This is a genomic window from Paraglaciecola sp. T6c, from assembly GCF_000014225.1.
GTDB classification, from domain to species: Bacteria; Pseudomonadota; Gammaproteobacteria; order Enterobacterales; family Alteromonadaceae; genus Paraglaciecola; species Paraglaciecola atlantica_A.
This window is the reverse complement of sequence record NC_008228.1, coordinates 3,703,687-3,717,836: the sequence shown is the minus strand read 5'-3', so window position 1 is coordinate 3,717,836 and position 14,150 is coordinate 3,703,687. Positions and strand designations below refer to the sequence as shown.

The 14,150-nt window shown below is 43.2% G+C and carries 16 protein-coding genes; all 16 read left to right on the top strand.

The window, feature by feature from the left end; genetic code table 11:
- The first annotated feature begins 41 nt into the window (after window positions 1–41).
- The 16 genes from PATL_RS15810 to glf all read left to right on the top strand — a co-directional run bounded on the left by PATL_RS15810 (window position 42) and on the right by glf (window position 14,149).
- Complete coding sequence (locus tag PATL_RS15810; protein WP_011575830.1) at window positions 42–482, top strand: flagellar protein FlaG; 441 nt, start codon at window positions 42–44, stop codon at window positions 480–482.
- Window positions 483–506: 24 nt separating this feature from the next.
- Window positions 507–1,967 carry a flagellar filament capping protein FliD gene (gene fliD / locus PATL_RS15805; RefSeq protein WP_011575829.1) on the top strand — a complete coding sequence of 487 codons (1,461 nt, stop codon included), beginning with the start codon at window positions 507–509 and terminating at the stop codon, window positions 1,965–1,967.
- A 19-nt stretch (window positions 1,968–1,986) separates the two neighbouring features.
- On the top strand, window positions 1,987–2,418 hold the full coding sequence (gene fliS / locus PATL_RS15800; protein ID WP_011575828.1) for a flagellar export chaperone FliS: 432 nt from the start codon (window positions 1,987–1,989) through the stop codon (window positions 2,416–2,418).
- Window positions 2,415–2,723: a hypothetical protein gene (locus PATL_RS15795; RefSeq protein ID WP_011575827.1), complete on the top strand. Its 309-nt coding sequence runs from the start codon at window positions 2,415–2,417 to the stop codon at window positions 2,721–2,723. Before fliS ends, PATL_RS15795 begins: the two co-directional genes overlap by 4 nt.
- Before the next feature lie 131 nt (window positions 2,724–2,854).
- Window positions 2,855–3,853: a UDP-N-acetylglucosamine 4,6-dehydratase (inverting) gene (pseB, locus tag PATL_RS15790; RefSeq protein WP_011575826.1), complete on the top strand. Its 999-nt coding sequence runs from the start codon at window positions 2,855–2,857 to the stop codon at window positions 3,851–3,853.
- An 8-nt stretch (window positions 3,854–3,861) separates the two neighbouring features.
- Window positions 3,862–4,998, top strand: coding sequence for a UDP-4-amino-4,6-dideoxy-N-acetyl-beta-L-altrosamine transaminase (gene pseC, locus PATL_RS15785; protein ID WP_011575825.1), 1,137 nt, complete (start codon window positions 3,862–3,864; stop codon window positions 4,996–4,998).
- 10 nt (window positions 4,999–5,008) lie between these two features.
- The gene (pseF, locus tag PATL_RS15780) at window positions 5,009–5,710 is read left to right on the top strand and encodes a pseudaminic acid cytidylyltransferase (RefSeq protein WP_011575824.1); all 702 of its coding nucleotides are present in this window, start codon (window positions 5,009–5,011) and stop codon (window positions 5,708–5,710) included.
- A gap of 1 nt (window position 5,711) precedes the next feature.
- Window positions 5,712–6,788 carry a glycosyltransferase family 9 protein gene (locus tag PATL_RS15775; protein WP_011575823.1) on the top strand — a complete coding sequence of 359 codons (1,077 nt, stop codon included), beginning with the start codon at window positions 5,712–5,714 and terminating at the stop codon, window positions 6,786–6,788.
- 38 nt (window positions 6,789–6,826) lie between these two features.
- The gene (gene pseI / locus PATL_RS15770) at window positions 6,827–7,894 is read left to right on the top strand and encodes a pseudaminic acid synthase (RefSeq protein WP_011575822.1); all 1,068 of its coding nucleotides are present in this window, start codon (window positions 6,827–6,829) and stop codon (window positions 7,892–7,894) included.
- Window positions 7,884–9,005, top strand: a complete 1,122-nt coding sequence (pseG, locus tag PATL_RS15765) for a UDP-2,4-diacetamido-2,4,6-trideoxy-beta-L-altropyranose hydrolase (protein ID WP_011575821.1) — start codon at window positions 7,884–7,886, stop codon at window positions 9,003–9,005. The genes pseI and pseG overlap by 11 nt, the downstream gene beginning before the upstream one ends.
- Window positions 9,002–9,607, top strand: coding sequence for a UDP-4-amino-4,6-dideoxy-N-acetyl-beta-L-altrosamine N-acetyltransferase (pseH, locus tag PATL_RS15760; protein WP_011575820.1), 606 nt, complete (start codon window positions 9,002–9,004; stop codon window positions 9,605–9,607). Before pseG ends, pseH begins: the two co-directional genes overlap by 4 nt.
- 2 nt (window positions 9,608–9,609) lie before the next feature.
- Window positions 9,610–9,870, top strand: coding sequence for an acyl carrier protein (locus tag PATL_RS15755; RefSeq protein WP_011575819.1), 261 nt, complete (start codon window positions 9,610–9,612; stop codon window positions 9,868–9,870).
- Window positions 9,870–11,216: an AMP-binding protein gene (locus PATL_RS15750; protein ID WP_011575818.1), complete on the top strand. Its 1,347-nt coding sequence runs from the start codon at window positions 9,870–9,872 to the stop codon at window positions 11,214–11,216. Before PATL_RS15755 ends, PATL_RS15750 begins: the two co-directional genes overlap by 1 nt.
- Entirely contained in the window at window positions 11,209–11,934 is a 726-nt protein-coding gene (locus tag PATL_RS15745; RefSeq protein ID WP_011575817.1) for an SDR family NAD(P)-dependent oxidoreductase, read from the top strand. The genes PATL_RS15750 and PATL_RS15745 overlap by 8 nt, the downstream gene beginning before the upstream one ends.
- 85 nt (window positions 11,935–12,019) lie before the next feature.
- Window positions 12,020–12,973, top strand: a complete 954-nt coding sequence (locus PATL_RS15740) for a glycosyltransferase family 2 protein (protein WP_011575816.1) — start codon at window positions 12,020–12,022, stop codon at window positions 12,971–12,973.
- A complete protein-coding gene (gene glf / locus PATL_RS15735; RefSeq protein WP_011575815.1) occupies window positions 12,974–14,149 on the top strand; it encodes a UDP-galactopyranose mutase in 1,176 nt (391 codons plus the stop codon).
- Window position 14,150: the final 1 nt, after the last annotated feature.

The window sequence follows — 14,150 nt, the reverse complement described above, 5'->3', positions numbered from 1 at the left end:
TTATTAAGCCTTTGCTCCTTTCTTTGTTTGAGAGGTGAGTTATGGAAGTTAATCTTTCACAAGTTGGCAGGAATTTTGCTGAATTAACTAACAATGAAAATGTTCTCAATACGGATGTTAAGACACAAACGAATGTTCCCTTACCCGATGTTAAATCTGCCAGTGATATAAACAATAAGGATACTAAAGGGTTTACTGCGACAGCCGATAAACAAGTACAAGAAGATCGTGAGCTTTCAACGCAAGAGCTGGATGAAGCGCTTTTGGAAGTGAATGAATTTGTTCAGACCAGAAACAAGCAATTAAATTTTTCGGTGGACGAAGATAGTGGTAAACAAGTGGTTAAGGTAACAGACTCCGAAAGTGGGGACGTTATTAGACAAATCCCCACAGAAGAGGTGCTCAGTTTATCGCGGCGGATACAGGATTTACAAATGGATGTAGGTTCGGCGGTAGGTATGTTTTTTAACAAGCAGGCCTAACTTAATTTTAGGTGAGAGGTAGTTATGTCAATTCAATCGCTAGGAGTAGGTTCGGGCCTTGATCTAGAGGCTTTAGTTAGCCAGTTATTGGAAGCTGAGCGCACGCCTAAGCAGGCTCGTCTTGATTCTCAAGAAGAATCTTATGATGCTGAAATATCCAGTATTGGTACGCTGAAGTCTAAAATGAAGGAATTTTTAGACAGCGTAGATGAACTGCGAAGCGATGCCAACCTAAAAGGCCGAGAGCCGACGATTAAAAACCCGAGCGAGAACATCGAACCGTTTACGGCTGAAGCATCAAACAGCGCAGTGGAGGCAGACTACGCAATCGCCGTTACGCAACTAGCCAATGGTAGTCGAATAGAAACGGATAATGCGGTCGATGGAGGCTTTTCAAGCACGTCTGACTCCGTTAGTGCTCAAGCTGGTAGTTTGACATTTAAAATCGGCGCGACCACTGATACCTTTTCTATCAATGTGACAGCTGGCATGACGCTCCAGCAATTGAGTTCTGCTATTAACAGCTCTGACGACAACTTCGGTGTTCGTTCGAGCATTATTGATACTGGCACTGCCTCCGGTGGTGCAAAGTTAGTATTTACCTCATCAGTTCAAGGTGAAGGTAACGATTTAATGATCGTTAATGATAACAACATTGCCGACTTAAACAGAGTCGCGACGACTGACTCAACGGAAACCGCTGCCTATTTAGATCCAGTCAAAAGCGCCCAGAACTCAAAAGCCACAATCGACGGTATAGCGGTTGAGAGCAGTACCACGGAATTTGAAAATGTTATTGAGAACGTTTCCTTTACCGTGTCTCAGTTGTCAGAATTAGATGAGGATGGCATAACGCCCAAGACATCGAATTTGAAAATAGGCTTTGATGCAGAGGGCCTAGAAGGCAAAATACGCGACTTCGTTGATAACTTTAATGCGTTAAATACCCAGATTACCACACTAACTCGTTATGGCGCGTCAGATTTGGAAGAGGATGGCGCTCTTGCTGGTGACTCTATGATACGAGGGATTCAGCAAGGTCTTTCAAATATGATCAGTGCTAATGTTTCGTCGTCAGGGTTGGGGACGTTGTTCCAGTTGGGTATTGAATTTAATGAAGACGGTGACTTGGAGATAGGTTCATCGGATAAGTTTGGTTTTGGTAGTGGTGAAGATAGACTAAAAGACGCTCTAGAAGATAGTTTTGACGATATAGCGGCACTGTTTGCGGATAGCGAAAACGGTGTGGCTGTTAGAATGCACGATTATATAGAGCAGTATACAAATTACAGTGGCTTACTGACATCGAGAGAGAAATCAGTACAAGACCAGAAAGATCAGTTAGCGGATGAGAGAGAACAATTCGAATTGCGGATGGCCTCGACTGAACAAATCCTACGTGATAAATATTTAAATTTAGATCAGACTGTTGCACAGCTTAACCAAACGGGGTCAGCACTTCTGGCATCACTAGGTTCTGCATAGGTAGGATAGGAGAATACAGATGGCTTTAAAAGGTATCAATGCCTATAAGAAAGGCAACTTAAAACAAGAGATTGCCCAAGCAGATCCACATAAATTGACCTTGATGTTAATGCAAGGGGCCCTTGATAGAATGGCGTATGCAAAAGGCTGTATGGAGCGTAAAGAATATGCTGAAAAAGCTCAGCATATCGGTCGATGCACAGCTATTTTAATCAATCTGCGTGATACGCTTGATTTGACTAATAATGCCGAAGTGGCGGAAAATTTATTCTCACTTTACGACTATATGGTTCAAAGGTTAACGGATGCGACAGTGCAGAACAATCTGCAGATCATGGATGAGGTCATTGGCTTAATGTTGCCTATTAAAACGGCCTGGTCACAAATTCCAGACGACGCTAAGCAAGATGCTTATGAAGCGCAGCGCCAAAAGCGACAAGCTGTAGTGTGAGAAAAATCGAACTAAATCACCCTTTCACACCCAGTGAATTGGTGAGCATTAATCAGAAACTTTCGTCTTTATTAGAAGATGAAGCGCTTGATGAAAAATCTTTTCATACGATATCAGTTCAGCGAGATAGATGTATTAAAGAATATTTAGATTCCTTGGCGCCTGCGCAAAAAACAGAATTTTGTGAAGCGGAGATCAAGGTCAATGATGCGCTAGTAGCGCTTGCGCAGCAGCTTTTTGATGCGTCTTTAAAGCAGTTAAGTGGTTTAATTCGTGGACGAAAGGCGGTTAAAAAATACTACTAAGGTTAGCTGAGAGGGTGTTGTGTATGTAAAGGAGTGTTCAATTATCTCTATTTTGCGAATATCCTTAAGATTCATAGTCATATACACTAGAATAAAACCAAAGAAAGCCTAACCCTTGGTGATGAACAACAATGTTTAATAATAAATCAATCCTTATTACTGGCGGTACCGGCTCATTTGGTAAGCGTTTCGTTTCCTTTATTTTAAAAAATTACCAACCGCAAAAGCTCATTATTTATTCTCGAGATGAATTAAAGCAGTTTGAAATGCAGCAAGTTTTTGATGCGCCCTGCATGCGCTATTTTATCGGTGATGTACGTGACAAAGAGCGTATGATTTCCGCCATGCGGGATGTGGACCTCGTGGTCCATGCCGCAGCCCTAAAGCAAGTGCCAGCGGCTGAGTATAATCCCAATGAATGTATCAAAACGAATATAAACGGCGCACAAAACGTGATTGATGCAGCAATAGCAGCTAACGTAAGTCGCGTCATCGCTTTGTCCACCGACAAAGCAGCCAATCCAGTTAATTTGTATGGAGCAACTAAGTTAGCGTCGGACAAGTTGTTTGTGGCGGCAAATAATATTTCTGGGGCTAAGGGCCCAAGGTTCTCTGTGGTTCGTTATGGCAATGTGGTTGGATCTCGTGGCTCGGTAGTACCGTTTTATCGCTCTTTGATGGAGCAAGGTAAATCTAATTTACCAGTTACCCATGCAGAAATGACACGCTTTTGGATCACATTAGATGAAGGCGTTGAGTTCGTGGTAAAGAACTTTCAGCGAATGCAAGGTGGCGAAATTTTTGTTCCTAAAATTCCATCTGTCGCTATTCTCGACTTGGTAGAATCTATGAGCGGCACCCGTGAACATGAGCTTGTTGGTATTCGCCCTGGTGAAAAACTGCATGAGGTGATGGTGCCGGAAGAGATGGCGCATCATTCATTGGAGTTCGATGATCATTATGTAATAACACCTGCCATCGTTTTTTTCGAAAAAAATATTGACTATAAGCGCAACAAGCTCGGTGAGACAGGTAAAGCGGTAGAAGATAAATTTGAGTATCATTCCGGCACTAACCCTCATTTCTTATCTGTGGAAGAGCTACGGACCCTAGATAGTACGACGGATTAGCATTGAACATGTTGCCATATGGTTGTCATACTATTGATCAGGACGATATAGATGCTGTCGTCGATGTACTTCAAAATCAATTTTTAACGCAAGGGTCAACGGTCCCAGCTTTCGAACGTGCCCTTTGTCAATATACTCAGGCAAGCTATGCCTTAGCGGTAAACAGTGGTACATCGGGTTTACATGTGGCTTGTTTAGCGGCAGGGGTTGACTCGTCAGACGTCGTTTGGACGGTGCCCAACTCCTTTGTTGCTTCAGCCAACTGTGCTCGCTACTGCGGGGCCGACGTTGATTTTGTAGACATTGACCCGCTAACACGGAACATCTCTATTGAAGGCCTCAAAAATAAACTGGCTAACTGTAGCAAGTTCCCTAAGGTATTGATCGTGGTGCACTTTGCGGGGGAGTCTTGTGATATGCAAGCGATCTCCGCACTAACAAGCATTCACAATATTACGCTTATTGAAGATGCGGCACACGCATTAGGTGCGACATATCAAGATAAGCCGGTCGGCTGTTGCCAATACAGTGATATGACTGTTTTGAGCTTTCACCCTGTTAAGTCTATTACCTCGGCTGAAGGCGGAGCAATAACCACTAACGACGAGGAACTGCTAAAGCGACTTACGCTGTTCGCAAAGCATGGTATCACTCGGGAGCTATCCACTTTTGAAACTCAAGATCAAGGCGCTTGGTATTACGAGCAGCAAGCGCTTGGTTACAATTACCGTATGAGTGACATTCATGGTGCATTGGGTTTATCCCAGTTAAATAAGTTAGATGCGTTTATTCAACACAGACGTGAAAAAGCGGCTGTGTATTTAACAGCACTACGTCCGTTACCTATTAAGTTGCCAAGTGAGGAAACGCTTGCCACCAGTGCATGGCACCTTTTTATGATTGAGCTTACAACGCATGACCGAAAGGCAGTGTTTGACGCGCTTAGAAGTCGGGGGATTGGTGTTAACGTACACTACATTCCCATTCATCTTCAGCCTTATTATCAAAAGCTTGGTTTCCAAAAAGGTGATTTTCCTTTGTCTGAGGCCTTTTATAAACATGCTATTACATTACCGTTGTTTCCGACAATGTCAGCTTCACAGCAGCAGCATGTGATTGATACACTCATTGATGTTTTACAGTGAAGTCTAATAAATGAACCTCGCTATTATTCCTGCCAGAGGAGGAAGCAAACGTATCCCTGGTAAGAACAGTAAAATGTTCTGTGGTAAACCGCTAATCGCTTACTCCATCGAAGCGGCCAAAAATTCTGGTTTGTTTGACAAGGTTATTGTTTCTACTGACAGTCAGCACATAGCGGATATTGCGATAAAGTGTGGCGCTGACGTTCCATTTATGAGGCCAGAAAACCTCTCTGATGATTTCACTGGTACCGTGCCCGTTGTTAAGCACGCAATAAAATTTGTTCAAGAGCAGGGCGAAGCGCCAAGTCATACTTGCTGCATATACGCTACAGCTCCCTTCCTCCAAGTGACTGCGTTAAAAGACGGGTTTAAAAGGTTAAAAGCGGATGTTTCTAAGCACTTTGCGTTTTCTGTTACCAGTTTTCCATTCCCCATTCAGCGGGCATTAAAGATGCAAAAAGGGGGCGTGTGTCCTTTTAGTCCACAAGACATCCCCAAGCGCTCACAAGACTTAGAAGAAGCTTATCATGACGCGGGGCAGTTCTATTGGGGCAAAAGCGAAGCTTTTTTAAAAGGGATACCTACATTTAGCGAAACGAGTATTCCTATTGTACTACCTCGCCATTTAGTGCAAGACATTGATACACTTGAGGATTGGGAGCGCGCTGAGTTAATGTATAAAGCGTACATGCAATCACAAAAGGGGGAATAATATGCAGCAATCCACTTCGCTGAATGCTGAGCGAATTCTGCTAATCCGAATGTTGAGTGTTAAAGACACAGCAACAATAGGGGTTGCAGCATTGCGGCATTTTCAAACTAAATTCCCTGACAGTCAGATTGATTTTCTGACTTTTAGTGCTGGCGCCGATATTATTCATCTAGTCGACCCGAACGTGGAAACGATAACCTTGCCGGCCCACGCGTGGCCTAATGATTTATTAGTCGCAATTGAAGCTTTTTTGAGCTTAGCCGAAACAATAATTCCCAATGAATACACACAAATAGTCAACTTCGATACTGCTTTCATGCCTTGTTTTTTGGCGCGGTTTCTTCATGATGCAGGTGAGAATGTCGCTGGCAATATGTTAAACATCTCAGTCCAAACATTACTCAACCAATTCCAAGACCAAACGTTGCAACCCGATTTTGTTCAATCGACTGAGCGCTATATGCAAAGTACTTTTCACGGCATGACACGTTTGCATAGTCAATGGTGGAACACTCAACAGTTTGATGCGGGGTACACTGAGTTTTACTTGCGTGAATGTTGCGGTTTCACAGACATTGATATTGATGTGAGTTTGCCGATTGAGCGCATACACCGCAACATTTCACTTACTTCTGAGAATGTTTATTCTGAGTCAAGGTCTGAACAAACGACAGCGAAAAAAGTCGCGTTGTGTCTAGCTGATGCTCATGATGGATATGCTTATCCATATATTTTTGAACTGAAAGAGATGCTTGAACGCAAAGGGTTTCAGGTTTGGACTAATGGAGGTAAAAAAAGACCTTTAATAGAAACATTGAATGATGTGGCTCATGCAGATTTGGTTGTCACCAAGCCGGGGGAATCACAATGGTATGGCAAGGCAGTGGGTTGCTTAACACTGTTAATCAGCGCCAGCGAATCTCCTTTGTTCAGTATGCCCGATTACGCCACCGACCAAACTGCTCGTTGCCCGGTACATTGCCCTTTTACTCAAAGTGAGCAATCTAAGTGCTGTTGTGATGCACCTGAAGAGTTGGCAGATGGCATAGAGTCAATTTTTGCCGAACAAAGTCGATAACCTAAAAGTTAACACGTATACATGCTAAGAACGTATCTATGTCGATAAATAAACAGTCAACGATTTTCATTGGTGACAGGCCTATTGGCCCCCAGCATCCGCCATTTATCATTGCCGAGCTGAGCGGTAACCATAATCAACAATTGTCGTTAGCTCTGAATATGGTTGAAGCCGCTGCTAAGGCAGGCGCCCACGCTATCAAATTGCAAACATTTACAGCCGATAGCATGACGCTGGATGTGAATACTGCCGATTTTGTTATCCAAGAAAAGGACAGTTTATGGCATGGTGCTTCTTTACACGGTTTATATGCAAAAGCTGCCACGCCGTATGAGTGGCACAGTGTGCTGTTTAATAGAGCTAAAGAGCTCGGTATGCTGGCTTTCAGTTCTCCCTTTGATGCTAACGCCGTCGATTATCTGGATGACTTAGCAGTGCCGTGTTACAAAATTGCGTCTTTTGAGCTAACAGATATTCCGCTTATTAGCAAAACGGCGTCTATGGGGAAGCCGATTATTATGTCAACTGGCATGGCATCATTAAGTGAAATTGAGGCTGCGGTAGTTGCAGCTAAAGCTGCGGGCTGCGACGATATCATACTGCTTAAATGCACCAGTACTTATCCAGCACAGGCGTCAAATACAAACTTGCACACCATTCCTCATCTGCGTGATGCGTTTAGTTGTCAGGTCGGGCTATCCGATCATACCGCTGGCGTTGGCGTGTCAGTTGCTTCGATTGCGTTAGGCGCAGCTGTTATTGAAAAACACTTCGTACTTGATAGGGGAGCAGGGGGGGTTGATGCCGCTTTTTCATTAGAGCCAAGTGAATTTAAAATGCTGGTGGATGAAACACAGCGGGCTTGGCAAGCGCTCGGCGAGGTAAAATACGGGGGCAGTGATGTTGAACAAAAGTCCAAACAGTATCGCCGCTCAATTTATGCTAGTGAAAATATTAAAGCAGGCGAGGCATTTACTGAGATGAATCTGCGCGTAGTCCGTCCGGCTTTTGGTTTAGCGCCCAAACACTGGGAAGACTTGCAAGGTAAGCAGGCGACACAAGACATAATGAAAGGCACAGCACTTAATTGGTCCCATGTTAGATAATACGCACAAACAGCAATGTATTATTTTTCGAGTAGACGCGGGAGCGGATATCGGTTTAGGGCACGTGATGCGTTGCCTTGCATTAGCGCAAGGTTTACATAGTCGCAATGTAAGAGCGGTATTTGCAGTGAGTCAGAATAGTTTACAGCATTGCCAAAACCGCAGCGACTGGATGGGGGAGTTGTACGTTATTACTGCTAGCTCACGTTATGATGAACATCACGAATTACAGCAACTGTGTATTAAAGAGCAAGCTGACTGGCTTATCTTAGATGGATACCAATTTGATTCAGATTATCGAAAATTACTGGATTTAAATACCTGTAAACTGGCTATGTTTGATGATGGCCAGTTATTGGACGCAGGTATTAAAGATGAGCATTTATCCATGATCATCAACTGGGCGAGCGGGGCAGATAAACTAAACTATAACGACCTTGCTCCAAATGCATGGTGCTGTGCGGGTGATAGCTACCGTGTTCTTAGGCAAGAATTTTATCAGGTGCAAACACTCCCCTTTAATAAGCGTAATCGCTTGATCTTGATGTTCGGCGGTAGCGATCCAAGTCAGCTTACTTTGCCCTTGCTGAAACTTTTTTCAGAATCTTCCATTCGACTTCCGATCACTATCATTACAGGGAGTGGTTATCAGCATACTGATGAGCTAGAAAAGTTTATAAAACACAGCCACCTATCGATAGAACACTTTCATGACTGCCAGCAAGTAGCAGAAGTATTTCACCAGGGGCGTTTAGCTATTTCGGCTGCCGGTGCTAGCCAGTTTGAACTGTTACATTGTGCCACGCCTTCAATTTTTGTGGTCACGGCTAAGAATCAATTGTTCGCTAGTGAGCAGGCGAGAGGGCAGGGCTGGTGCTTTGTGAGTATTAAAAATGCTCTGCAAGAGCAGCCAACATTTGAAATGAACGCCAAAGCATTATTGCTTGAGCAAATAGTACAAAAATCGATGGCACTGTGGCATCAACCAGAATTATTAAACCAAATGCATAGCAATGCATTATCTGCTCGTCAGCAAGCGGGATTTAATCGTATTTTTACTGCACTTTATTCAAAGCTGCCTAATGAACCACACGAGACTAACTTGCTATGAATGACGTTACCAGTGAGCATTGTTTTGTACCGATTAACGCATCCCATTTATCAACGGTTTGGCATTGGCGCAATAGTGAAAGAGTGCGAGAAAATATGCATTGCGATAAACTTATTGCGTGGGATGAACATCAGCATTGGTTTGAAGCTTTAATGCAAGATACCAACCGTGAATGCTGGATTTACTGCCAACACTCTCGCCCTATTGGTGTGTTGAACGTTAGTGATACTCAACATTCCGTGATGCAGTGGGGATGTTATCTGGGTGAGGTAAATTGCGCACCAGGTAGTGGATTAATACTCGAGTGGGCTGCACTTGAGTATGCTCAACAAAAGATAAACTGCACTGGTCTTGAGGCACAAGTATTATCTTTTAATACTGCGGCTTTAAAACTACATACGCTATTTGATTACGAACGAGTAAAAATTGAAAGTGGCGGCATGCGCCGAAGCAACGGTCAGTCAGATATTACCCATTACGATATCCATTATTTCTATTATGCGATGCAAAAGTGGCGGCAACACCGAGACGCTGTATTAGTTAAACTACCCAAACCCATTCAAAGAGGGTGTCAGCAAGTGACATTCTTGAGTAAGGAATAAAAGTGAATATTGAACAGATCGTTATGCGCGCTATGCGTGATGTTGCTGAGTTAAGCGACTGCAGATTAATTGACCCTATAGAGCCTGATACGTTGTTGCTGAAGTCAGGGCTCGATTCATTAGGCTACGCAATGTTAGTAGCTCAATTAGAAGAAGAGTTAGGCATCGATCCTTTCACTGAGTTAGCTATAAAAGTGTACCCTGCGACTTTCGCCGAGTTTGTTGCGATTTACGCCCAGGGGTTAGAGCAAACACGCGACTAATGAGTAGCTTAGCGTCTCTTTTACTGACAAAGGCAGTCACTCCTGTGATTGCGAATACAAGCCAGTCGTTTTCATTAGAGCAGTTATTGGCGCTAGCCAAGCTCTGGCGAGCTGAATATCAGTACCTAGAAAATAAACCTCTGGCGCTTATTTATACCGACAGCGCTGCTTTCTGTGTGGGGTTACTCGCGTTTGATGGCTTGTGTAGCGACCTGTTTTTATGTTCAACCGAGCTAGCTGAAAGTATTGAGAATAGCTGCTCGCGGCTCACGATAGATATTAACTCGCCGCCCAAGCAAGCTTATAGCCAGACTAGGAGCGCAGCAGATGCCTCTGCTACATCAGGCAAGTTGAAAGCGCCACCTGATACACGCGAAACGGTTACTCGCTGGTGGTTAGCCTCGTCGGGTACATCAGGCCAACCTAAATGGTTTGCGCATACACTCACTTCCTTAACCTTGAATACCAAATATTCAAACACGCTGTCAGAATTGAAATGGGCAAATTGCTATCAAGCCTATCGGTACGCCGGGTTACAAGTACTATTACAGGTGCTCATCAGCGGGGCAACATTGGTGGACGACACCACGCATGACTTAATAGCAAGACTGCAGCAATATGCAAAGGCCAAGGTCAATGCCATATCTGCCACTCCAAGTATGTGGCGTCAAATGCTGATGACAAACCAGTTACAACGCGTGCCACTAAAGCGCATCACATTAGGCGGAGAAATTGCGGACCAACCATTGCTCGATAAGCTCTCTGAACTTTATCCCCAGGCTAGTATTCGGCACATATATGCCTCTACAGAAGCAGGAGTCGGGTTTGTAGTGAAAGATAAACTAGCCGGATTTCCTGTTAGTTGGTTACAGCAAGGGATGAGCAACGCGCAATTAGCAATCGATGAAAAACAACATTTACGCATAAAACCCAAGCATGAACTAGATGCGCAACTTGATACACTTATCGATGACGAGGGGTATCTAGATACGCAGGACATCGTGCAAGCAGACGGCGATAGAGTACATTTTCTCGGGCGTGCGTCTGGCGTTATTAATGTTGGCGGAAATAAAGTACCACCAGAAAAAGTCGAATCAGTCATTTTGTCGGTTAAAGGAGTGTCTCAGGCAAAAGTGTATGGGCAGCCCAATAGTGTACTGGGCAACCTTGTCGTGGCTGATATTCTTATTGAGCCCAATCAAGACTGGGGGAATATTAGCCGAACTGTTCGCGCACAGTGTAAATTGATGCTACAACGCTTTGAAATTCCTGTAAAATTACGTCAAATTGACAGTTTAGTGATGTGCCCAACGGGCAAATTAAGCAGGAGCGATGATCATGTCTGAGTACGTGATAGTAACGGGCGCGAGTAGAGGCTTAGGCCTAGCCATTTGCCGAGATCTTCTCGACTCTGGAGTGTCAGTGGTTGCACTTGCGCGTACCTACAGCCCTGAACTGCATAGTTTGAGCGACGCGTATCCTGATTGTTGTCATTTTATTGAAGCAGATTTAGCTGATTTAGATGCTTTGCCGGCGCTATGTAAGTCAATAGTCAAGCGCTTCGGGCGTCCTTACGGATTGGTGAATAATGCTGCTGTGGGGCATGACGGCGTACTGGCGACTATGCCAAACGGTGAAATCGATAATTTAATGCGTTTGAATGTGCAGTCTCCCATGTTGTTGAGTAAGTACTTGCTACGCTCAATGCTACTTAATAGAAGGGGGCGAATTATTAATATTTCTTCAATCATCGCAAAAACAGGATTTAACGGATTGAGCGTTTATGCTGCTAGCAAGGCAGCGTTAGAAGGCTTTAGTAAATCACTTGCTAGGGAAGTAGGTAAGGCGGGAATTACCGTAAATTGTGTTGCGCCCGGTTATATGCAAACTGACATGACAGGCGATTTACAAGGTGAAAAGCTAGCATCAATTAAACGCAGAAGCCCTTTAGGTAGATTAGCCAGTGTTGAGGATGCCGCTGCCATGGTTAGCTTTTTATTAAGTGACAAAGGCTCTGCTATCACTGGCACTGTAATGACGGTTGATGCGGGTAGTACGGCTTAGTTAAGTTTCGCTTAAAAAGGCCGATAAGATAAGTATAAAAATTAAAAGCTAATTCAGTGAATAGTCGTTTGAGGTATAACCTGTTATGAAACTTTCAGTTCTTGTTCCTGCATGTAATTTACAAAATTTTATTGCTGAATGTTTACTTTCAGTACTTGAACAAGAGACTGATTTTGACTTTGAAGTCATTGTTTGTGATGACGCATCAACAGATAATACTCAAGCGGTTATAGCAACCCTTGAGACTTTGTTTCCAAACAAGTTAAACGCCATATACAAGACTCAAAACCAAGGCTTAGCGGCTAACATGGGCACCTTGCTTGCAGCGGCTAAAGGCGAATATATAGCCTATCTTGATGGGGACGATATTGCGTTGCCTTCAAAGTTACAGCGTCAAGTAGATTATTTAGATACACACGAAGATTGCCACATGGTCTATCACGAATCCGACATGTTTGATTCGGTCACGGACAAAACTATTAAGCTATATTCGGAAGATTTTTATAACTGGTCATATATCCCAGCGCGTTCCACAATTGAACATATGATTAAATATGGTACCTACATGCAAGCCAGTAGTGTAATGTTTAGAAATCATCAAAATCTGCAAATGACGATTTCAGCTAAATGTAAGATCATTTTTGATTATGCCTTTTATATTAATAATGCAGGTTATTTATCTGCAAATATTGATTTTATTCCACAAGTGTTAGGCCGCTATCGTATTCATGAAAATAGTTTTGGCCAGCAAACCAGCCGCTCTTATGCCAGACGCGAACAGTCATTGATGGATATTGAATTGGCCTGCCAACAAGCTGTACAGTTTGGTGTTAATCAAACAATCATCGATGCAGGTATCGCTCATCATAGGTTTGCTGCCGCCTTATATTTTCTGATCAGAGGTGCGAATGACCTTTTTATCAAGTACATCGAATTGGCTTCTAAAAAAGATTACTTTTTTAGTGAAAAACATCGTGCGGTGTTTGAAAGCAGACACGACGCTGAGCAACTAAACAAACTGTTAAGTGAAGCTGCTTAAATGTCTAGTTTTGATGTTATAGTCGTTGGTGCTGGTTTTTCTGGGGCCGTGATGGCTGAACGTTTTGCCAGTCAGCAAAATAAAAAGGTTTTAGTGTTAGAACAACGGTCTCATATTGCAGGTAATTGTTATGACTACACCGATGATTCGGGTATTACGGTGCATCAGTATGGGCCTCATTTGTTTCACACCGATAAAGAGCATGTGTGGCAATATCTGAGTCAGTTTACCCAGTGGACGCGCTACGAACATAAAGTACTGGGGTTTATTGATGGTAAATTAGTGCCCATCCCTTTTAATCTGAATACTTTGTATCAACTCTACCCTGATGAGCAAGCACAGGAAATCGAAGCTTTATTAGTGCAGCAATATGGGGCAGGGGGCAAAGTGCCCATTCTGGAACTGAGAAAAAGTCAATTCGCTACACTGCAACAATTAGCTGAATTGGTTTACGAAAAGTTTTTTGTAAATTATACGACTAAACAATGGGGTTGTTCACCTGAAGACATTTCACCTGAGGTTACCGCTAGAGTGCCCATAATCGTCTCTAGAGACGACCGGTATTTTCATGATAAATATCAAGCAATTCCAAGCCAAGGTTATACTCAGCTTATCGCCAATTTATTAAACCACGACAATATAGAGGTACAACTCAGTAGCGACGCAAGTAGTCTAATTCGCTTAAATGACGCAACTAAGTCAGTGGAATTTAAGGGGCAAGCGTTTGACGGTAAATTGGTTTTTACTGGTATGCTTGACCAATTATTTGACTATTCAGACGGGGAGTTACCTTATCGGTCACTGCAATTTGATTTTCAAACCCTTAATATTAGAGAGTTTCAACCAAATACAACGGTTAATTACCCCAACGAACATGCGTATACTCGCATAACCGAATTCAAGCATATCCTAAGACAACAATCAGACCAAACCGTCATTGTAAAAGAATACCCACAAGACTATGACCGCCACAATCCAAATAAAAACGTCCCGTATTACCCGATTTTTAATCAAGCTAACCAAGAGCGATTCGAGCAATACAAACAAAGGTTGCAAGCGTTTGAGAACGTGATCACGGCTGGTAGGTTAGCTGATTATAAGTATTACAATATGGATGATGCGGTAGGTAATGCGCTGAATATTTTTAATCGGTTCACTGGGCAAGGATTTGCTTAAG

Coding starts and splice junctions, on each gene's coding strand:
- pseG (WP_011575821.1), top strand. CDS start 7,884: ATGTTAGATAATACGCACAAACAGCAATGTATTATTTTTCGAGTAGAC.
- PATL_RS15740 (WP_011575816.1), top strand. CDS start 12,020: ATGAAACTTTCAGTTCTTGTTCCTGCATGTAATTTACAAAATTTTATT.
- pseF (WP_011575824.1), top strand. CDS start 5,009: ATGAACCTCGCTATTATTCCTGCCAGAGGAGGAAGCAAACGTATCCCT.
- PATL_RS15750 (WP_011575818.1), top strand. CDS start 9,870: ATGAGTAGCTTAGCGTCTCTTTTACTGACAAAGGCAGTCACTCCTGTG.
- pseC (WP_011575825.1), top strand. CDS start 3,862: ATGTTGCCATATGGTTGTCATACTATTGATCAGGACGATATAGATGCT.
- pseB (WP_011575826.1), top strand. CDS start 2,855: ATGTTTAATAATAAATCAATCCTTATTACTGGCGGTACCGGCTCATTT.
- PATL_RS15745 (WP_011575817.1), top strand. CDS start 11,209: ATGTCTGAGTACGTGATAGTAACGGGCGCGAGTAGAGGCTTAGGCCTA.
- PATL_RS15775 (WP_011575823.1), top strand. CDS start 5,712: ATGCAGCAATCCACTTCGCTGAATGCTGAGCGAATTCTGCTAATCCGA.
- PATL_RS15810 (WP_011575830.1), top strand. CDS start 42: ATGGAAGTTAATCTTTCACAAGTTGGCAGGAATTTTGCTGAATTAACT.
- pseH (WP_011575820.1), top strand. CDS start 9,002: ATGAATGACGTTACCAGTGAGCATTGTTTTGTACCGATTAACGCATCC.
- pseI (WP_011575822.1), top strand. CDS start 6,827: ATGTCGATAAATAAACAGTCAACGATTTTCATTGGTGACAGGCCTATT.
- fliS (WP_011575828.1), top strand. CDS start 1,987: ATGGCTTTAAAAGGTATCAATGCCTATAAGAAAGGCAACTTAAAACAA.
- glf (WP_011575815.1), top strand. CDS start 12,974: ATGTCTAGTTTTGATGTTATAGTCGTTGGTGCTGGTTTTTCTGGGGCC.
- fliD (WP_011575829.1), top strand. CDS start 507: ATGTCAATTCAATCGCTAGGAGTAGGTTCGGGCCTTGATCTAGAGGCT.